12 protein-coding genes and 1 pseudogene are annotated in these 19280 nt (G+C 71.2%); 9 read left to right on the top strand and 4 right to left on the bottom strand.

From position 1 onward, the window contains the following. Positions 1–48: 48 nt before the first annotated feature. The 3 genes and pseudogenes from ACFZB9_RS24200 to ACFZB9_RS24190 all read right to left on the bottom strand — a co-directional run. Positions 49–3477, bottom strand: a pseudogene (locus ACFZB9_RS24200) (amino acid adenylation domain-containing protein); the annotation flags it as partial. Positions 3478–3629: 152 nt separating this feature from the next. Then, positions 3630–5390: an ABC transporter ATP-binding protein gene (locus ACFZB9_RS24195; protein WP_391450334.1), complete on the bottom strand. Its 1761-nt coding sequence runs from the start codon at positions 5388–5390 to the stop codon at positions 3630–3632. After that, positions 5387–7003 carry an ABC transporter ATP-binding protein gene (locus ACFZB9_RS24190; RefSeq protein WP_391450332.1) on the bottom strand — a complete coding sequence of 539 codons (1617 nt, stop codon included), beginning with the start codon at positions 7001–7003 and terminating at the stop codon, positions 5387–5389. Before ACFZB9_RS24190 ends, ACFZB9_RS24195 begins: the two co-directional genes overlap by 4 nt. Before the next feature lie 1123 nt (positions 7004–8126). On the opposite strand from ACFZB9_RS24190, the gene ACFZB9_RS24185 reads away from it, so the two are divergent. Further along, the gene (locus tag ACFZB9_RS24185) at positions 8127–8585 is read left to right on the top strand and encodes a helix-turn-helix domain-containing protein (protein ID WP_391450330.1); all 459 of its coding nucleotides are present in this window, start codon (positions 8127–8129) and stop codon (positions 8583–8585) included. A gap of 211 nt (positions 8586–8796) precedes the next feature. Here the strand turns inward: ACFZB9_RS24185 and ACFZB9_RS24180 are convergent, their stop codons facing one another. Continuing rightward, positions 8797–9639, bottom strand: a complete 843-nt coding sequence (locus ACFZB9_RS24180) for an alpha/beta hydrolase family protein (protein ID WP_391450329.1) — start codon at positions 9637–9639, stop codon at positions 8797–8799. Between ACFZB9_RS24180 and valS the strand changes: the two genes are divergently transcribed. The 8 genes from valS to ACFZB9_RS24140 all read left to right on the top strand — a co-directional run bounded on the left by valS (position 9638) and on the right by ACFZB9_RS24140 (position 19275). Continuing rightward, positions 9638–12199, top strand: coding sequence for a valine--tRNA ligase (gene valS, locus ACFZB9_RS24175; RefSeq protein WP_391450327.1), 2562 nt, complete (start codon positions 9638–9640; stop codon positions 12197–12199). The two genes, ACFZB9_RS24180 and valS, sit on opposite strands and share 2 nt — an antisense overlap. Positions 12200–12442: 243 nt before the next feature. Further along, a complete protein-coding gene (locus tag ACFZB9_RS24170; RefSeq protein ID WP_391450326.1) occupies positions 12443–13378 on the top strand; it encodes an NADP-dependent oxidoreductase in 936 nt (311 codons plus the stop codon). A 292-nt stretch (positions 13379–13670) separates the two neighbouring features. Next, positions 13671–15035, top strand: coding sequence for a GH1 family beta-glucosidase (locus ACFZB9_RS24165; RefSeq protein ID WP_391450375.1), 1365 nt, complete (start codon positions 13671–13673; stop codon positions 15033–15035). A 35-nt stretch (positions 15036–15070) separates the two neighbouring features. Then, positions 15071–16342 carry an MFS transporter gene (locus tag ACFZB9_RS24160; RefSeq protein ID WP_391450324.1) on the top strand — a complete coding sequence of 424 codons (1272 nt, stop codon included), beginning with the start codon at positions 15071–15073 and terminating at the stop codon, positions 16340–16342. Between the two features lie 108 nt (positions 16343–16450). Next, positions 16451–17074, top strand: coding sequence for a GNAT family N-acetyltransferase (locus tag ACFZB9_RS24155; protein WP_391450322.1), 624 nt, complete (start codon positions 16451–16453; stop codon positions 17072–17074). 81 nt (positions 17075–17155) lie between these two features. Next, entirely contained in the window at positions 17156–17788 is a 633-nt protein-coding gene (locus ACFZB9_RS24150) for a GNAT family N-acetyltransferase (RefSeq protein ID WP_391450320.1), read from the top strand. Between the two features lie 171 nt (positions 17789–17959). After that, positions 17960–18250, top strand: coding sequence for a hypothetical protein (locus ACFZB9_RS24145; protein ID WP_391450319.1), 291 nt, complete (start codon positions 17960–17962; stop codon positions 18248–18250). Positions 18251–18318: 68 nt separating this feature from the next. Further along, positions 18319–19275 carry an amidohydrolase family protein gene (locus ACFZB9_RS24140; protein ID WP_391450317.1) on the top strand — a complete coding sequence of 319 codons (957 nt, stop codon included), beginning with the start codon at positions 18319–18321 and terminating at the stop codon, positions 19273–19275. Positions 19276–19280: the final 5 nt, after the last annotated feature.

The following is a 19280-nucleotide window of genomic DNA, read 5'->3' as shown; positions in this document are numbered from 1 at the left end:
CCTGGGGCCTCCCCCCTCCCTTTTCGGCTCTCGCTCGTGTTCGCTCCGTCAGGTGCCGGTGGCGAGCAGCGCGGTGATCCGCGGTCCGATGTGCTCCAGTGCCCGCTGCGACATCATCTCCCCGTGTGTGCAGTCCACCGGAACGCTCCGGATCCGTCCCGTGACGTACGGAGCCCAGCCGTCCGACCCCAGTGCCCTGCCGTGGCCGCTCTTCGCGGCGGTCCACAGGAGGACATCGCCGTCGAAGACCGTCGGGCGGAAGGCGTGTGCCAGACCCACGTTGCTCCTGAACACCCGCGCCATGGCGTCGATCTGCTTCTTGTCCAGACCCGCCGGCACGCTGTCGTCGGCTCCCGGCTCCGAGCAGCCGCCCAGCGAATCGAGCAGCTCACGCAGACCGGAGGCCGGGCCCAGGACGGGTGCGTCGACCTGGTGCAGGGGGTACGCGTCGAGCAGCGCCAGCAGGGCCACCGTCTCACCGGCCGCCTGGAGGCGGGTCGCGATCGCCTGCGCCAGGAGACCGCCGAACGACCAGCCGAGCAGGTGGTAGGGACCGGTGGGCTGGACGGCCCGGATCCGGCGGACACAGTTTCCGGCCAACTCCTCGACATCCGCCGCGGGATCGGCTCCGGTCAGCCCGCTGTCCTGGAGGGCGTACACCGGGCGGTCGTCCTCGGTGAACCGCAGCAGTCCCGAGTAGACCCAGCCGACCCCGGCCGCCGGATAGAGACAGAACAACGGAGGCAGCCGGCCCCCGGAGCGCAGCGGCAGGATGCCCGAGAGCGGGTCTCCGTCGGTGCCGCGGGCCAGCAGTTCCGCGAAGGCGGCGACGGTCGGGGCCTCGAACAGGCTCCGCACGGTCAGGCCGGTCCCCAGCGCCTCACGGATCCGGGCCACCAGGCGGATCGCGTCGAACGAGTTGCCGCCCAGCCGGAAGAAGTCGTCGTGGACTCCTATGCCGGGTCCGCCGGGTCCGCCGGGTCCGCCGGGTCCGCCGGGTCCGCCGGGCACGCCGGGCACGCCGAGGACGTCGGCAAAGAACGAGCAGAGCAGTTCCTCGGTCGCGTCGCGCGGAGCGACCGGCACCCCGGCAGGCCGGCGCCGGGGCGCCGGCAGAGCTCTCCGGTCGAGCTTGCCGTTGGCCGTCAGAGGGAGCGCGTCGACGATCACGAAGTGGTCCGGCACCATCTGGGGCGGGAGGTGGAGTTCCGCCTCCCGCCGCACGTCCTCGATGTACAGGTCCGGGGCCGACCAGCCCGCCCCGCGGTACACCGGTGCGACGGTCTCCCGGTGGCCGGACGCCGGCAGCCCGTCGCGGACGGCGTAGACGGTGACCAGACCGGTCTCCGAGAGCATCGCCGGCCCGTCGACGGTGACCCGGTACCCCCGCTCCTCCAGATGGCCCCGGATCCAGTCGAGCCGGCCCGGCGCGCTGTGCGCCTCGATCACCAGCTGGCGGACCAGGCCCCAGTGCTCGTCGCGGAGCCCCAGCAGCACCTCACGTTCGCTCTTCTCCGCGTCGATCTTGAGCAGGTCGATGCGTTCCACGCCGGTCTCGTCGATGACGTCCGACAGCGTGCGCAGCTCGCAGGTCACCTCGATGTGCCGCAGCCGCTCGGTGAGCAGATGGTCGAGATCCGCCGCACCGTCCTCCGGGAGGGATTCCCGCATCGGCTGCTCGTGGCGGACGAAGGCCTCCAGGACCTCCCGCTCCTCGCCGGTGTCACCGAACCGCCCCGACATGATCGAGAGTTGTGGGTAGTACGTGAACGAGGCCGTACCCGCTGCCTCGGCGAGCCCGCACGGGAACAGTCTGACGTCGGCTCCGTGCAGCCGGGTGTTGAGTTCGAGCATGCGGAACAGCTGCGGTATCGGCTCGAACGAATAGACCACGCTGTCGGGACAGGAGCGGGCCACCGACAGGGAGAAGAACCCGACGTGGGCACCCACATCGAACACGCGGGCCCCGCTCTCGGGCAGCACGACCCCGTGCCGCAGATACTCGTCCTCCTCGAAGATCTCGCGGTACAGGAAGTCCGCCTCCGCCCGGTTGGGTGCGAGGACGGCCATCTGGTTGGGCAGCGTGTGCAGGTCCTCCCGGTCGAGGAGCCCGGCCTCTTCGAGACGGCACAGGTTCCGCAGCGCGCTGGCCCGGATGGGATCCGGTACGAGGAAGGCGGTCAGACGCGTCTGGCCGGCCTCGTCGGGCACCGCGGTCACCACCGCGTCGGCGACCGCGGCGTGCCGGGCCAACGTCGCCTCTGTCTCGCCGAGTTCGACGCGTACGCCGCCCACCTTGACCTGGTGGTCGTTGCGGCCCGCGTAGTGCAGGACCCCGTCCGTGTCCCACCGGGCGAGATCCCCGGTGCGGTACATCCGGCTGCCGCCAGGGCCGTACGGATCGGGGACGAAGCGCTCCGCCGTCAGTCCCGGCCGGTCGAGATAGCCCCGGGCCAACTGGACACCCGAGATGTAGAGCTCACCGGTGACTCCGGGCGCGACCTTGCGCAACCGCGGGTCCAGGACGTGCAGTCGGGTGTTCCACACCGGCGCGCCGATCGGTACCGGCCCTGGCGGGTCGCCGGGGCCGCAGCGCCGGTAGGACACGTCCACCGCGGCCTCGGTGGGCCCGTAGAGATTGTGCAGTTCGGCGTCCAGGACGCCGAAGAACCGTGACCGCAGCTCGCCCGAGAGCGCCTCGCCGCTCGCGAACACCCGGCGCAGCGAATCGCACCGGGCCGCGGCCGGCTCTTCGAGGAAGAGCCGCAGCATGGACGGGACGAAGTGCACGGTGGTGATCCGCTGCGAGTGGATCAGCTCGGCGATCCGGGTGGGGTCACGGTGCTCGTCCGGCCCGGCCAGGACGAGGCGCGCGCCGACGCACAGCGGCCAGAAGAACTCCCACACGGATACGTCGAATCCGGCGGGCGTCTTCTGCAGGACGCGGTCGTCATGGCCCAGCGGATACTCCGCCTGCATCCAGCGCAGGCGGTTGACGATGGCCGCGTGGGAGACGGCCACTCCCTTGGGCCGGCCGGTGGATCCCGAGGTGTAGATGACGTAGGCGGTGTTGGACGGGTGGAGCGGGGGCCGCTCGTACCTCTCGGCCGCGGGTCTGCCCTGTCCCGACATCCGCCGGACGTCCTCGATGTCGAGCGTCAGCAACGGCCGTGCGTCCTCGGCCATCGTCCGTACCCGCTCCGCCGGCAGCAGCGGGTCGAGGGGCAGATACGCGGCTCCGGCCCTGTGCACGGCGTGGAGGGCGACCACCAGTTCCACGGATCGCGGCACCGAGACCGCCACGATGGTCTCGGGTCCCACCCCCTTGGCCGCGAGCGACCGTGCCATCCGGTCCGCCCCGGCGTCCAGTTCGGCGTAGGTCAGAGATACGCCGGCGCAGACCAGCGCGATGGCGTCGGGGGTGCGGGCCACCTGGGCCGCGAACAGATCGGGCAGGGTCTCTGCCGCCATGTCGTGAGCCGACGTGTCGCTCATGACGTCACTTCCCATCGTTGTCGGACCGGCCATCGGACCGGCCGTCGGACCGGGACAGGCACCGACGAGGCCGAGAGTGAACGAGTACGCCCCCGGGGAGCGGACTCCCCGGGGGCGTACGACGTGCCGAAGACTCAGCTTTCGCCGTTCCACGACCGCCACAGGTCCGCGTACGGTCCGCCCGCGCCGACCAGCTCGTCGTGGGTGCCCAGCTCGACGATGCGGCCGGACTCCATGACGGCGACCCGGTCGGCGTCGTGTGCGGTCTGCAGCCGGTGGGCGATGGCGATGACCGTGCGGTCCGACCGGACGGCGGCCACCGCCCGCTCCGCCTGCCGGGCCGTCGTCGGGTCGAGCAGGGACGTGGCCTCGTCCAGGATCAGGGTGTGCGGGGCCGCCAGATGCACCCTGGCCAGGGTGAGCTGCTGCGCCTGGGCGGCCTCCAGTTCGACCCCGCCCGAGCCCAGCGGGGTGTCCAGGCCCTGTGGCAGTTCGGCCACCCAGTCCGCTTCCACCGCCCTCAGGGCCGCGAGGACGGCCTCGTCGTCGGCTTCGGGCGCGGCCATGGTCATGTTGTCGCGCAGGGTGCCCACGAACACGTGGTGCTGCTGCGTGATGAGGACGATGCGGTTGCCCAGTTCGCCCGCCGCGGCCAGGTCGGCGACGGGAACGCCGCCGACCAGGATGCGGCCGGTGTCCGGGGCGTCCACGCCGGACAACAACTTGCCGAGGGTGGACTTGCCCGCCCCTGACCGGCCGACCACCGCCAGTCGTTCACCGGGCCGGACCTGCAGCTCCACATCCTTGAGGACCTCGTGCCCGGGGACGTAGGAATACCCCACGCCCTTGACCTCGATGAGGTCGTCCACCGGGACCGGCACCGGGGCGCCGGCCGCGTGAGACACCAGCTCGATGCCCTTGATGCGGGCGAACGAGGCGCCGCTGCGCTGCAGTTGTTCGACCCAGATGAGCATCTGGTTGAGCGGGTCGACCAGCTGCCACATGTACAGGCCGCCCGCCACCACGGCGCCCAGGGGGATCGACCCGTCGAGGTAGCCGAGCCCGCCCACGAGCAGGATGAGCCCCAGGGGCAGGGTGTGCGCGAACTCGGTGAGCGGGTACAGCACCGTCCGCAGGGAGAGGGTGCGCATGCCGGCGCGGTAGGTGGTGTCGATGGCCTCGTCGAGGGCGCTGTTCTGCCGTGCGCGCAGCCCGTAGGCCTCGATGGTACGGGCGCCGTGCGCGGTGGAGTTGAGGATCTCGGAGACCTCTCCGGCGGCCGCTCCCTCGGCGAGGTAGGCGTCGCGGGAGCGCGCGAGGTACCAGCGGCTCACGCCCCAGACGAGCGGCAGTCCCACCACCGAGCAGAGCCCGAGCAGAGGGTCGAGGAGGAAGATCGCGCCGAAGATGAACACGACCTGGACGCCGGCGATGAACAGGTCCGGAGCCGCGTTGCGCAGCGTGGCCGCCACGTTCGCGACGTCCAGGGTGGCGCGGGTGACCAGGTCACCGGTGCTCACCTCGTCCGCGATGCGCCCCGGCAGTGCGAGGGTGCGGTCGACGACCTCCTCGCGGAGCCGGGCGAGCGCGCGCTCGCCGAAGCGGTGCGAGAGACCTCGCGCGAAGCGCGTCAGGACCAGCTGGGCCGCCGCGAAGCCCAGCACCGCCGCGGCCAGCTGGTCGACTCCGGAGACGGACAGGTCATGGTTCTCGACCCTGGTCACGATGCGGCCGAGCAGCCAGGGGCCGGCCGCGCCGGCAAGCGCGGCGAGGCACGTCAGCAGCATGATCCAGCAGATGGCGACCGGGTCGTCCTGCAACAGCTGCCGGCCGGCCCGGCGAACCGTCCTGGCATCGGCGATCGGCAGGCGGGGCGTCTCGTCGGACCGGCTCATCGGGACTGTCCTTCCACGGGCTGCGCCACGGCGGCTTCGTCAGGGTTCTCGGTGCTGCCGCGGAACACCAGGGCCGCGTATCCCGGCTGGTCGGCGAGGAGCTCGCCGTGCGTGCCGGTGGCCTGCACCTTCCCGTTCACGAGGTAGGCGACTTCGTCGGCCTGGCCGAGCACCAGCGGCGACGTGCTGACGACGAGGGTGGTCCGCCCGTGCCGGTGGGCTGCCACCCGGGCGGCAACGGTCGCCTCCGTGTGCGCGTCCAGTGCGGAGGTCGGCTCCACGAGCAGGAGCACCGCCGGATCCGCGAGCAGCGCCCGGGACAGCTGCAGCCGCTGGCGCTGGCCCCCCGAGACGTTGCGGGCCTGGTTCTCCAGGCGGGTGTCGAGCCCGTCGGGGAGCGCGTCGACGATGTCCTCCGCGGCGGCGGCGTGCAGGGCCCGCCGGATCTCCTCGTCGGAGCGAGGGGTACTGCCGGAGACGACGGAACCCAGCGGGCCCGCGAACATGTAGGCATCGTTGTCGGCGACCAGGATGTGGTGCCGCAGGGCCGTGCGGTCCCAGTCGGACAGCTTGAGGTCACCCCAGGAGGCCTCGGAGTCCGTGTAGCCGGCCAACCGGTCCACCACGGCGCGTGGCTCATCGGGACGGGCACCGACCAGGGCCGTCACCTTCCCCGGGGCCACCACCAGGCCCGAGACGGGGTCGTGCAGCGGAGCGGGGGCAGCGGGGGGATCGAGCCGGGTCCGGTGCTCCTCGGGAGCCGGGGCGAGCGCCAGGATGTCGATCACCCTCCGTGCGGAGACCAGCCCGCGCGGCAGATCATCCGCCCCTTCGATGAAGGACGAGACGGGTACCAGCAGAGCGGCGACGTATCCGTAGACCGCCACCAGCTGACCCACGGTGATGGCACCACTGGCCGCCATCCGTGCGCTGATCCAGGTCACCGCGGCAAGGAAGATCATGGGCAGGCAGGTGGTGAGCGCCTGGACCCAGCTGGTGAAGGCGGCGACGCGGTATCCGAGGGGCACCAGAGCCTGCGAGCGTTCCCGGTACCGCCCGGCGAACAGGGGCTTGCCGCCGATTCCGTTGAGGACGCTCAGGCCGGCCGCCATGTCACCGGCGAGAGCGGTCAGCGCACCCTGGTCCTCCCGGTAGTGGCTCTCGGCGCCGTGCAGCTTTCCCAGCAGCGGGCCGACGGTCAGGGCCAGGGCCGGGATGCCGAGCAGGACCACCACGGCGATGACGGCCGAGATCTGGATCAGCAGGACGGCGGTCGCGGCATACGCGATGACCGCACCCACGCCGGGTCCGGTGATGGTCAGTGTCTGGGCGATCCTGCCGATGTCACCGGCTTGCAGGTGCGTGAGCTCACCCGCGGACACCTGCCGGGGCAGCGTCGACCCCAGCTGCGTGACGTGGCGCGTGACGACCTGGACCGTGCGGTAGGCCGCGTCCACCCGGATGCGCGTCATGGTGCGGTGCCGCAGGATGCCCAGGATCGCGATCACGGTGCCGGTGACGACCACGGCCCCGATCCAGAGGAGCAGCTTCCCGGTGTCCCGCCCCTTGAGCCCCTCGTCGATCGTCTTCGACAGCAGGTACGGCGGAAGCATAAGCGCACACATCCACGTACTGCCCCACAGGGTGCCGAACAGTACCCGCCTGTACTGACTGGTCGTCAGCCACCACAGGAACCGCAGCGGGCTCCGATGATCCGGCAGGCCCGGGGACTCGTAAGGGACCCGGCGCGTGCCTTCGGGCAGGTCTGGTCCGTGGAACATCTCGGCCGTCCTTGCATGGGATCGAGGGGCGCCGGCGAGTGATTTGGCTGCGCACTCCATGCGCCGTGCGTAAGAAAATGCCATACGGCCGAAGGGGGCCATATGGCGTGAAGTCGCAATGCGCCAACGTGGAACCCATGTTCTTAGCGCACCGGGGCCTTGTCAATGGCCGCCTCGCGAGCAGCATCGGTGCGGGTGAGCCCGGCCATCGCAGTCCGGTCGTCCCTTCGGGAAGGTTCGCCGCAGGGTGCATCTGTTGTGTGGCGACAACACCGGGATCACCCAAATCGGAAATCCGGGAAAACTCGTGCCAATTGAGTCCAGTCAGTTGACGAACGGGAAGGCGGCTGCAAGGGTCCTAGGTGATTACGTTGCTGTCTCGTCGGGCTGTGGACCAGGCCGGGTGATCCGCTGAATCTCCGCGGGGGAGCCCCGTTGTCGACACCTTGTGTACGTCTGCGGATCGATGGGAAGCGTCACCCCGAGGATTCGTTCTCAGCAGAGGAGAGTGCGTTCGTGGCGCGGGCCGTGGCTGCGCGCCGCAGCGAGTTTCGGCCCGGCGCGGTACGGGTGTGTGCCCGGAAGGCCATGGGCGGGCTTGTCATGCCCAAATCATAACGGGGGTACTTTCATGGACGACTGTCACGGCGAAGCGTGTCCGCGGTGTCACTCCGAAGCGCGTCAGGCGGCCAACGGTCTGGCTGTCTGCGCGAGTTGCTTCGAGGACTTCCGAAGTGACCTGCGGTGCATCCCCGAGCTCTACCAGAGGTGCGAGGCCGTACTGGCCGCCGCGGCTCCGGAGGCCGAACGGGTCTCGGGTACACGCTCCTTCGGAATCAAACTCAACACGGCGGCCGTCGATGCCCGGGACCTGGTCCGGGCCCGTCTGCGCTCGTGGAGCGAGTTCGTGAAGACGGAGCACGGATGTGCGCCGTCGAGTCCGTCCGTCTCGGCGATGGCGTCCTTCCTCCGGCGGCATGCGGACTGGCTGTGCAGCCATGACGCGGCCGTCGACGCGGTCGCCGAGATGGCGGAGACGGCAGCCGCCGCGCGACGGGTCATCAATCCGAGCCGGGTGCGGAAATTCCGTGTGGGCCCTTGCGTCATGGGCGACTGCGAGGGTGAGCTCGTCGCCGCGGTCCGGGCCGGCGCGGACCTCCTGCCCGGCGAGGTCCGCTGCGACGCCACCCCCGAGCACGTCTGGTCGGCGTACCAGTGGCGGGAACTGGACCGTCGGGTGAGCCAGCGGCACGAGATCGGAGCCCCCTGGCTCACGCCGCGAGAGGTCGCCGAGCTCTGCCAGACGTCGATGAGCAACGTCTACCGTCTCGCATCGGAGAAGAGCTGGCGCCGCCGGACGAACGGACGCCGCGTCCTCTACGCCAAGGCGGACGTCCTCGCATCCGTCGCCTGACCTCGCAGAACAGCGGATGAAGCGGGCAGCCGCCTGGTGCGGCCCGCACCAGCGGGCCGGTCGTCCGTGCGTCGACGCATCCCGACGCATCCGCGATGCGTTCGCGATGCGTTCGCGATGCATCCGCGATGCGTCCGCCGCCGTCCGGCGGTCGGGCCGCTGCCGAACCGGTCGCCGGACCACCGCCCGCGCCGCTCACCTCCGAGAGTGGTCAGGTCCTCGGGGTGATGTACTGGTCGGCCCAGGCGCTGATGATGTGGGCGGCTCGCTGCGCTTGCCCTCGTGCGGTCAGGAAGTGGTCCGCTCCTTCGAGCGAGATGAAGCTTCGCGGGTGTCGGGCTTCGCGGAAGATCTCCCCGGCGTTGTCGATGTCGACGGTGGTGTCGGTGGGCGAATGCATGACGAGCAGCGGCAGGTGCAACTCGCGTATCCGATCCCGCAGGAGGGCCTGGCGGACGTCGTCGACGAAGGCACGCTTGAGGACCAGGGTCCTCCCGCCGACGAACCACTCGTGCGACCCTTCACTGAGGACGCGATCCATGACCGCGTCGTACTGTCGCTCGACGTGGCTGGGGTCGGCAGGTGCCCCGATCGTGGCGACGGCGCGGACGCCGGTCGCCTCGGTCGCCGCGGCGATGGCGGCGGCACCTCCCCACGAGTGCCCCACCAGCAGGTCCGCCGGAGTCCCTCGCTCCGCCATCAGAGCTGCTGCCCGGACGGTGTCCTGGACCTTGATGGTGAAAGAGCCGTCCCCCCAGTCGCCGTCGGAGTCTCCGATCCCGAGGTTGTCGTAGCGCAGCATTCCGATCCCCTCGCGTGCCAGCTGCTTGCTGACGCGCGAGGCGGCCGGCGAGTTCTTGCCGAGTGTGAATCCGTGGACGAAAATGCCCCAGCCCCGGATCTCGCCTTCCGGCAGGTCGATCGACCCGGCCAGCTCGGGGCCGACGATGCTCTTGAATCGCACTTCTTCAGTCATGATCAGCTCCTTGCGCACGGTGCCCGGGCGGAAATTGTCCAGCGACAGGGGGGAACGGTCCGTATGATCCCGGGGCATGACGACCGCATCCTCTCATCCCACGACTCCCGATAAGCCCACGCTGGACGGCCTGGAGGCCAAGTGGAGCGAGAGCTGGGACGAGCAGGGGGTATACGCGTTCGATCGCCGTGCGACGCGGGACCAGGTGTACTCGATCGATACGCCGCCGCCCACGGTGAGCGGCAGCCTGCATGTCGGTCACGTCTTCTCCTACACCCAGACCGACACGATCGCCCGCTTTCAGCGGATGCGCGGCAAGCAGATCTTCTACCCGATGGGTTGGGACGACAACGGACTGCCCACCGAGCGTCGCGTCCAGAACTACTTCGGCGTTCGATGCGACCCGTCTCTGCCCCACGATCCGGACTTCACCCCGCCGGCTGCTCCCGGTAAGCAGCAGATCCCGGTCTCACGGCGCAATTTCATCGAACTGTGCGAGCGGCTGACGCTGGAGGACGAGAAGGTCTTCGAGAGCCTCTGGCGACGCCTGGGGCTGTCGGTGGACTGGCGGCAGACGTACCAGACGATCGACAGCCGGGCGCGCGCGGTCTCCCAGCGGGCCTTCCTGAGGAACCTCGCCCGGGCGCAGGCGTACCGGGCCGAGGCGCCGACGCTGTGGGACGTCACGTTCCAGACGGCCGTGGCCCAGGCCGAGTTGGAGGACCGCGAGCGGCCGAGCGCCTACCACCACCTCGTGTTCCAGGGGGCCGGGGGCCGGGCTCTGGAGGTCGCGACGACCCGGCCCGAGCTGCTGCCCGCATGTGTGGCTCTGGTCGCGCACCCGGACGACGAGCGGTTCCAGGAGCTCTTCGGCACCACCGTGCGCACCCCGGTCTTCGAGGTCGAGGTGCCGGTTCTGCCGCACCGCCTGGCCGACCCCGAGAAGGGCACCGGGCTGGTGATGGTCTGCACGTTCGGTGACACCACCGACGTGGTGTGGTGGCGCGAGCTCGACCTGCCCACCAGGGCCGTGATCGGGCGGGACGGCAGGTTCGGCGCGCAGGCCCCCGCCGGCCTCGACTCGCCCCGGGCCCGGGAGGCCTACGCGCGGCTGGCCGGTGCGACCCCGCACACCGCGCGCGAGCGGGTCCTCGAACTGCTCGGCTCCGCAGGGGCGTTGGTGGGTGAGCCGCGGCACTTCAGCCACCTGGTGAAGTTCTACGAGAAGGGCGACAAGCCTCTTGAGATCGTCACCAGCCGGCAGTGGTATCTGGGCAACGGGGGCCGTGATGCCGCCCTGCGCGACCGGATGATCCGCCGCGGGCAGGAACTGACCTGGCATCCGGAGTCGATGCGCCACCGGTACCGGTCGTGGGTCGAGGGCCTCAACGGCGACTGGCTGATCAGCCGTCAGCGGTTCTTCGGGGTGCCGATCCCGGTCTGGTACCGCCTCGATGCCTCGGGCAACCCGACCGACGAGATGATCCTGCCGGCCGAGGACTCCCTTCCGATCGACCCGAGCAGCCAGGCCCCGCCCGGATTCACCGCCGAACAGCGCGATGTCCCAGGCGGGTTCACCGGTGATCCCGACGTGATGGACACCTGGGCGACCTCCTCGCTCACTCCCCAGATCGCGGGCGGCTGGGGGCACGACGAGGACCTGTTCGCCCGGGTCTTCCCCATGGACCTGCGCCCCCAGGCCCACGAGATCATCCGTACCTGGCTGTTCTCCACCGTGGTCCGCGCCGAGTTGGAGCACGGCGTGCTGCCCTGGCGCCATGCCGCGATCAGCGGCTGGATCCTCGACCCGGACCGCAAGAAGATGTCGAAGTCCAAGGGGAACGTGGTCACCCCGGTCGACCTGTTGGACCAGCACGGCTCGGACGCGGTCCGGTACTGGGCGGTCTCCGCGCGCCCCGGCACCGACACGGCGTTCGAGGTCGGCCAGATGAAGATCGGACGCCGCCTGGCCGTCAAGATCCTCAACGCGTCGAAGTTCGTCCTCGGGTTCGGAACGGGCCGGGCGGATGCCGAGGTCGCCCGACCGCTCGACCGGGCCATGCTGGCCCGGATCGCCGAGGTCGTCGCGCAGGCCACGGAGCACCTGGAGGGCTACGACTACGCGCGGGCGCTGGAGACGATCGAGCGCTGCTTCTGGACCTTCTGCGACCACTACGTGGAGCTGGTGAAGGATCGCGCCTACGGCACGATGACCGAGGCCGATGCCGAGTCGGCCCGCGCGACGCTGACCACGGCGCTGTCGGTCCTGCTGCGCGCTCTGGCGCCGTTCCTGCCGTTCACCACGGAGGAGGCCTGGAGCTGGTGGCAGACCGGTTCGATCCACCGCGCGGCCTGGCCCGCCGCGCAGGAGCTCCAACGGCTGGCACCGCAAGGCGACGCTCGGCTGCTGACCCTCGCGGCGGAGGCCATGGCCGCGATCCGCAAGGCCAAGAGCACCGCCCAGCTGTCCATGCGCGCGGAGGTCACGAGCCTGATCGTGAGCGGGCCGCCCGCACTGTGGGAGGCGCTGCGCGAGGCGCTGCCCGACGTCCAGGCGGCCGGGCGGGTGCTCGCGGTCGAGTTCCGGGCGGCCGAGTCGGACGCGCTGGCGTACGAGGTCGTCGTCCTCCAGCGGTGATGCCCGTGGTGGTGCGCGTGCGGTGTCCGGCGCCGCGCACCACCACGGTCCGGTCCGGCGCCGGACCGACGTGACCTGCCGGCGGACTTCCGCCGGGGCGCGCGGGGCCTGGGGCTGGGATGCGCCGCGTCGCCGCCGCCGTTCACCTGGGTTCAGGGTGCCAGGGTGTAGAAGTGAACACGGCCTGTTCCGCGCTGGCGCCCCGACGCCTCGACACCCCGACACCCCGACTGGAGTTCCCGGATGAAGGCTCTCGTAGCCCGCGAGTACACGACGCTCGACGGGGTCATCGTCACCGACCTCCCGAAGCCCGTCGCAGGTCCCGGTGAGGTGCTGCTCAAGGTGGAAGCCGCAGCCCTCAACCCGCTGGACCTCGCGCTGATCACGGGTGCGGCGAAGGACCTCTTCCCCGTCGAGCACCCCCTCGTCGTGGGGATGGACGCCGCGGGCACCGTCGTCGAAGTCGGTCAGGGGGTGACCGCCTACGCACCGGGTGACCCGGTGCTCGCCTTCGCCGGTCCAGCCGGAGCCGTCGCGGAGTACACCGTGGTCGCGGTGGGCCCGCACCTCGCCAAGCGGCCCGCCGGCCTCGCCGCACCGCATGCCGCGGCTGTCCCCGAGTCCGGGATGACGGCCACGTGCCTGCTGCGCGCGGTCGGCCTCGCAGCGGGGGAGAGCGTGCTGGTGGTCGGTGCGACGGGAGGTGTCGGCCTGTACGCGGTACAGCTCGCCGCCTCGCTCGGCGCCAAGGTGATCGCCACCGCGACCTCCGAGGACGCGGACTACGTGCGCGGGCTCGGCGCGCAGGGCACCGTCGACTACAAGGCGGGCGACGTTGCGGAGCAGACGCTGCGCCAGGTCCCGGGCGGGGTGGACGTGGTGGTCGACCTGGTCAATCGCGGTGACGCGCTCTCCGGCACGGCCGGTGCGGTCCGCGACGGGGGCCGGCTGGTCTCCCCCCTCTTCGGGCCGCAGGACCTGGCCCGGGGAGTCACCGGCGTCTACATCGGCAGCTTCACCGCCGAGCCCGGCGACCTGGAGGGCCTGGCCGCCCGCGCGGCCGACGGGCGGCTGCGGGTGGAGATCGGCGCCACCTACCCGTTCGCCGACGCTCCGCAGGCGGTGTCCGACTTCGCAAGCAAGCACATCCGGGGCAAGGTCGTCATCACCGTCCCGTAGCGACGAACTACTGGTGAACTCGCCTCTTCGACCGTCGTCCGTTCACCGTGGTGTCCAGCCGGCTGGTGACCGTAGGTGGTGAACTGCGGCGTACGGGCTCCAGGGGCCCCGGTCGGTGAACCGAGCATGCATGGAGGAGAGCTTCGAGGAGGGAGGCCGTGCGCTCCTGCGGACCCTGGTGAAGACGCGCCAGTCCCATGACCATGAGCCGAAATCGCCGTTCTGCTCTGGTAGTTCGGAGGCAGGATCTCTAACATGAGTGAATGTCATGTTAGTGGAGAGGGGCTTGACTGTGCCGAACCGAGGCGATCTTCCGGCGGGGTTCCGGTGGGGCGTTTCCACGGCCGCGTACCAGATCGAGGGGGCGGTGGCGGAGGACGGGCGCGGGCCGTCGGTGTGGGACGTGTTCTGCGAGCGGCCGGGGGCGGTGAAGGGCGGGGAGAGCGGCCGGATTGCCTGCGACCACTACCACCGGTACGGCGAGGACGTGGAGTTGATGCGCGGGCTGGGGGTGGACGGATACCGGTTCTCGATCGCCTGGCCGCGCATCCAGCCCACCGGCAGCGGACCGGCGAACCCGGCCGGGCTGGCGTTCTACGACCGGCTGGTGGACGCGCTGCTCGCCGCCGGGATCACCCCGCTGCCGACGCTCTTCCACTGGGACCTGCCGCAGGCCCTGGAGGACGGTGGTGGCTGGCTGGCCCGGGACACGGCGTACCGGTTCGCCGAGTACGCGGAGCTGGCGCTGGACCGGCTGGGGGACCGGGTGCCGGCCTGGATCACGCTCAACGAGCCTTTCGTGCACATGGTGTTCGGCTATGCACTCGGCATCCACGCCCCGGGGCGGGCCCTGATGCTGGATGCGCTGCCGGCGGCACACCACCAGCTGCTCGGGCACGGGTTGGCGGCCGGCCTGCTGCGTGAGCGCGGCCATCAGGTGCTGATCGCCAACAACTTCACCCCGGTGCGGCCCGCGAGCGAGGCGCCGGCGGACGTGGCGGCTGCCGAGGCCTACGACGCCCTGCACAACCGGCTGTTCACCGACCCGCTGCTGCGCGGGCGCTACCCGGACCTGAGCGCGTACGGCGTTACCCCGGACCTCGGCGGCAGCGTCCGGCCCGGCGACCTGGAACTGATCGCCGCCGCGGGCTTGGACGGGCTCGGCGTCAACTACTACAACCCGACCCGGATCGCGGCCCCGACCGAGCCCGGCGGCCTCCCCTTCGCCGAGGCCGAGATCGACGGCGTCCCCCGCACGGCCTTCGGCTGGCCCGTCGTCCCCGACGGCCTGCGCGAACTGCTCCTCGGTCTCCGTACCCGCTACGGCAACGCCCTGCCCCCGATCACCATCACCGAGAACGGCTGCTCCACCGACGCCACCCTCGACGACGGCTTCCGGATCGACTACCTCGCCACCCACCTGGACGCCCTCGCCCAGGCCCACGCCCAGGGCATCGATGTGCGCGGCTACTACACCTGGTCCTTGATCGACAACGTCGAGTGGGCAGAAGGCACGAGTCAGCGCTTCGGCCTCGTCCACGTCGACTTCGACACGCAGCGGCGCACCCCGAAGGCGTCGTACGCCTGGTACCGCGACCTGATCGCCACCCACCGGGCGCGGCAGCGGGGGTGGGCGGCAGGTCCACGGAGGCCGTGATCGACCACCGATGCTGCCGGAAGTGAGTACTGCTCATGATCGGTGAGGGTCCCGCCGGGCCGAGAACAGCAGCAGCGCCGTCGGCGACGGCCGAGCCCCTGGCCCGGGTCGGCGCCGGCTGGACCGGTGCGCTCAGCCTGGCCAACCTGGCCGTCTTCCTGGGGTTCTTCACCCCGATCCAGATCCTGCTGCCGTTGCAGCTCGAACGGCTCGACGCCGCGCACAAGGCCGACCTGCTGTCCTGGGTGACCGGGGTCGGCGCATTCGTCGCGATGCTGGTCAACCCGCTGGCCGGCGCGGTCTCGGACCGCACCACCTCGCGCTTCGGGCGTCGCCGACCGTGGATGCTGCTGGGCGCCCTGCTCGGCGCGGGCGGGCTGCTGTTCACGGCGGGCCGGCACTCCCTGCTCGGCATCATCGTCGGCTGGGCCCTCGCCCAGGCAGGGCTGAACATCATGCTGGCGGGGGTCACCACGCCGGTCGTCGACCAGGTCCCGGTCGGGCAGCGGGCGGTGGTCTCCGGCTGGACCGGGATCAGCCAGTCGCTGGGGCTGGTGGTGGGCGCGGGGCTGGTGACGGTGCTCGGCGGCGGCATCCTCGCCGGCTACGCCGGGACCGCGGCCGCGGTCCTCGCACTCGGGCTGCCCTTCGTCCTCCTCTGCTCCGATCCGGTGCTCCCGCCCGCCGCGCGTGCTCCCTTCAGCCTCCGGAGGCTGGCCGCCGGCTACTGGGTCAGCCCCAGCCGGTACCCCGACTTCGGCTGGGCCTTCCTCACCCGTCTGCTGATCAATCTGGGCAACGCCATCGGGACCCTCTACCTGCTCTACTACCTGACCGACGCCGTGCACTACCCGTCGCCCGACAGCGGCGTCCTCGTCCTCACCGCCGTCTACACCCTGGCCGCGCTGCTCACCGCGATCCCCGCCGGCGCGATCTCGGACCGCACCGGCCGCCGCCGCGCCCTGGTCGTCGTCTCCTGCGTGGTGATGGCCGCCGCCGCGCTGCTCCTGGCGCTGTTCCACACCTGGCCGGTGACCATCGCGGCGGCGTTCGTGCTCGGCGCGGGGTACGGCATCTACCTGGCCGTCGACCAGGCCCTGGTCACCCAGGTGCTGCCGGTGGCGGCCGACCACGCCAAGGATCTCGGCATCATCAACATCGCCAACTCCGGCCCCCAGGTGCTTGCTCCGGCCCTGGCCGCTCCCGTGGTGGCCCACCTGGGCGGCTACGGCGGTCTCTACGCCCTCACCGCCGTGGTCACCCTGCTCGCCGCCCCGCTGGTCCACCGCATCCGCGGCGTCGCCTGAACACCGGCCGCTACCAGTGCAACCAGCCACCAGCCGTCACCGGCCGCCACCGGCCGTCACCGGCGTAATTCGTTTGCCGCCCCGCACGACGGCGCCGACAATCCGGGCATGAGCGATCAACAGGCCGAGGCGAGAAGCGACTTCAGCGAGAAGCCCACCCTGCTCGGCGAACGGGTGCTGCTGCGCCCTTTCCACCTGGCGGAGGACCTCGACGTCCTGCGCGGGATGCTCGCCGATCCCCAGGTCGACCGCTTCGCCAACGGCGACCCCGGCACCACCCCGCCACCGCCCTGGGACGAGGACGCCGAGCGCCGGATGCGGGCGTGGTACGGCAGCCGGGCCGACCAGCCCGATCGGCTCGACCTCGCGGTCGTCGACCGCGCGACCGGCCGCTGCGTCGGCGAGGTGGTGCTCAACGAGTGGGAACCCGCCAACCGCAGCTGCAACTTCCGGATCATCCTGGTCGAGGCCGGTCGCGATCGGGGCTTCGGCACCGAGGCGCTGCGCCTGATCGTCGGCCATGGCTTCGAGCGCCTGGGGCTGCACCGGATCTCGCTCGGGGTCTTCTCCTTCAACCCGCGTGCGCGACGCTGCTACGAGAAGGCCGGCTTCGTCCTGGAGGGCGTGCGCCGACAGGCGCACCGGTTCGGGGACGAGTGGGCGGACGATCTGGTGATGGCGATCCTGGCTCCCGAGTGGGAGCAACACCGCGGCTACCCGCAAGGGCGGTGATCCGGTGTGGCGGTCACCCGTCACCCGTCACCCGGGAGCGTTGCCGCTGCGCGAGCGCGCCCGGTCCGTAGGCTGACCGGCATGTCCGAGCCGTCGAACGCCGAGCCGTCGAACACCGAGCAGTCCAGTACCGAGCCGTCCGTCCCGTCTTCCTTGGCCGCCGGCGTGCTGCGGGGTGCCCGGGTGGTGCTGCGCCCGGCCACCCCCGGGGATGTCCCGGCGCTGGCCGCGATCCGCCGCACCCCGGAGGTGTACCAGCGCTGGCGCGGCGGCGAGGACCTGGCGGCGGCGGTGGCCGAGGACCTCGCCGAGCCGGGCAGCCACCCGCTCACGATCCTCTACCGCGACCGGGTGGCCGGGGCGATCCAGTGGTCGGAGGAGACCGAGGCGGAGTACCGCCATGCGAGCATCGACATCTACCTCGACCCGACCCTGCACGGTCGCGGGCTCGGCACGGACGCCGTGCGCACGCTGGCCCGTCACCTGATCGCCGATCGGGGGCACCATCGGCTGGTGATCGACCCGGCCGCGGACAACGAACCCGCCATCCGCTGCTACACCAAGGTCGGCTTCCGGCCGGTCGGCGTGATGCGCCGCTACGAGCTTGGCGCGGACGGCAGTTGGCATGACGGACTACTGATGGACCTGCTCGCCGACGAGCTGACCCCTGACGAGCCGACTGCTGCCGGACCTGACGAGCCGACTGCCGCCTGACCTGGCGGGCCGACTGCCGCCGAACCGGCCCCTGGCGGGTCGGCCGATGGGGGCGCAGACGAACAATGACCGGACCCGCCCGGTGCCCCGTCGACGGTCCGGGGCTAATCTGCACGATCAGGGCCAACCGCAGTGCCGGGTTGGCGGATGTTCAAACAGGGGGTGGTGTGAGTGCAGGATGCGAACACGGGCACCGTGGACGAGTGGCCCAGCGACGGCTCGACCTACCAGGCGCCGACGGCCTGTCCGCTCTGCGCGGGTGAGCTGCGGCAGGTCGAGGTCGACGCGCACACGGACAGATCGGGTCGGCTCCTGGTGAAGGCGTTCGTGCCCGGCCGGGTCTTCGCGCGCAAGAGTTCCGTGGAGGCACTGGCCTGCCGCGGCTGTGGGCACCTGCTGCTCTTCATGGCGAACCCCGAGATCATGGACGGCCCGCCGCCGCGCACGCGTCGCTGGCGCTGACCGTCAGCAGCCCGGCGTCCTGGGCACCCAGGCGTGATCGAGGTCGAGACCGTGGAAGGTGGCGTCGCATGACGGAGAACCAGCAGCGAGCAGTGAGCCGGGACGCGGCTCCGGCCAGCGGTGTACCCGGCTCGCCCGGTACACCCGGTTCGCCGGCCGAAGCCGCCCGGATCACGGCCTTCTGGCAGCGCCTGGGCCTGCCCGGCCTGATCGACGTGCACACCCACTTCATGCCCGAGAACGTGCTGGCCAAGGTCTGGGCCTACTTCGACGCGGCCGGTCCACTGATCGGGCGGGAGTGGGGCATCACCTACCGCGAGGACGAGGCCGAACGCCTGGCCGTTCTGCGGGGCTTCGGCGTGCGCGCCTTCACCGCGATGCTCTACCCGCACAAGGCGGGGATGGCCGAGTGGCTCAACGGCTGGGCGGCCGAGTTCGCCGCGCGGACCCCGGACTGCCTGCACACCGCGACCTTCTTCCCGGAGCCGGGCGCCGAGCGCTATGTGGCCGAGGCGATCGACGGCGGTGCCCGGGTCTTCAAGGCCCACCTCCAGGTGGGCGGCTACGACCCGACCGATCCGCTGTTGGACGGGGTCTGGGGCCTGCTCGCCGAGCGCGGGATCCCGGTGGTCACCCACTGCGGCTCCGGCCCGGCGGCGGGCAAGCACACCGGGCCGGGCCCGATGGGCGAGGTGATGGCCCGTCATCCGGCGCTCCCGCTGATCGTGGCCCATCTCGGACTGCCCGAGTACGCCGAGTTCCTCGATCTGGCGGCCGAGTACCCGGCGGTCCACCTGGACACCACGATGGCGTTCACCGATTTCACCGAGCGGCACTCGCCGTTCCCGCCCGACCTGCGGCCGCGCCTGCTGGAGTTGGGGGACCGGATCCTGCTCGGCACCGACTACCCGAACATCCCGTACCCCTACCTGCACGCGCTGGACTCGCTGGCCGGGCTCGACCTCGGCGACGACTGGCTCCGCGCGGTCTGCTACCAGAACGCCGCCCGGCTCTTCGGGAGATGAGCTCG

The organism is Kitasatospora sp. NPDC008050 (assembly GCF_042957465.1).
Taxonomy (GTDB): domain Bacteria; phylum Actinomycetota; class Actinomycetes; order Streptomycetales; family Streptomycetaceae; genus Kitasatospora.
Note: the sequence above shows the minus strand (reverse complement) of the source record. Positions and strands in the feature narration are given on the sequence as shown.

What these genes read in the sequence shown, in the direction of transcription:
- ACFZB9_RS24195 (WP_391450334.1), bottom strand. Translation starts at nt 5,390, where the DNA reads ATGAGCCGGTCCGACGAGACGCCCCGCCTGCCGATCGCCGATGCCAGG.
- ACFZB9_RS24190 (WP_391450332.1), bottom strand. Translation starts at nt 7,003, where the DNA reads ATGCTTCCGCCGTACCTGCTGTCGAAGACGATCGACGAGGGGCTCAAG.
- ACFZB9_RS24185 (WP_391450330.1), top strand. Translation starts at nt 8,127, where the DNA reads ATGGCGTCCTTCCTCCGGCGGCATGCGGACTGGCTGTGCAGCCATGAC.
- valS (WP_391450327.1), top strand. Translation starts at nt 9,638, where the DNA reads ATGACGACCGCATCCTCTCATCCCACGACTCCCGATAAGCCCACGCTG.
- ACFZB9_RS24180 (WP_391450329.1), bottom strand. Translation starts at nt 9,639, where the DNA reads ATGCCCCGGGATCATACGGACCGTTCCCCCCTGTCGCTGGACAATTTC.
- ACFZB9_RS24170 (WP_391450326.1), top strand. Translation starts at nt 12,443, where the DNA reads ATGAAGGCTCTCGTAGCCCGCGAGTACACGACGCTCGACGGGGTCATC.
- ACFZB9_RS24160 (WP_391450324.1), top strand. Translation starts at nt 15,071, where the DNA reads ATGATCGGTGAGGGTCCCGCCGGGCCGAGAACAGCAGCAGCGCCGTCG.
- ACFZB9_RS24155 (WP_391450322.1), top strand. Translation starts at nt 16,451, where the DNA reads ATGAGCGATCAACAGGCCGAGGCGAGAAGCGACTTCAGCGAGAAGCCC.
- ACFZB9_RS24150 (WP_391450320.1), top strand. Translation starts at nt 17,156, where the DNA reads ATGTCCGAGCCGTCGAACGCCGAGCCGTCGAACACCGAGCAGTCCAGT.
- ACFZB9_RS24140 (WP_391450317.1), top strand. Translation starts at nt 18,319, where the DNA reads ATGACGGAGAACCAGCAGCGAGCAGTGAGCCGGGACGCGGCTCCGGCC.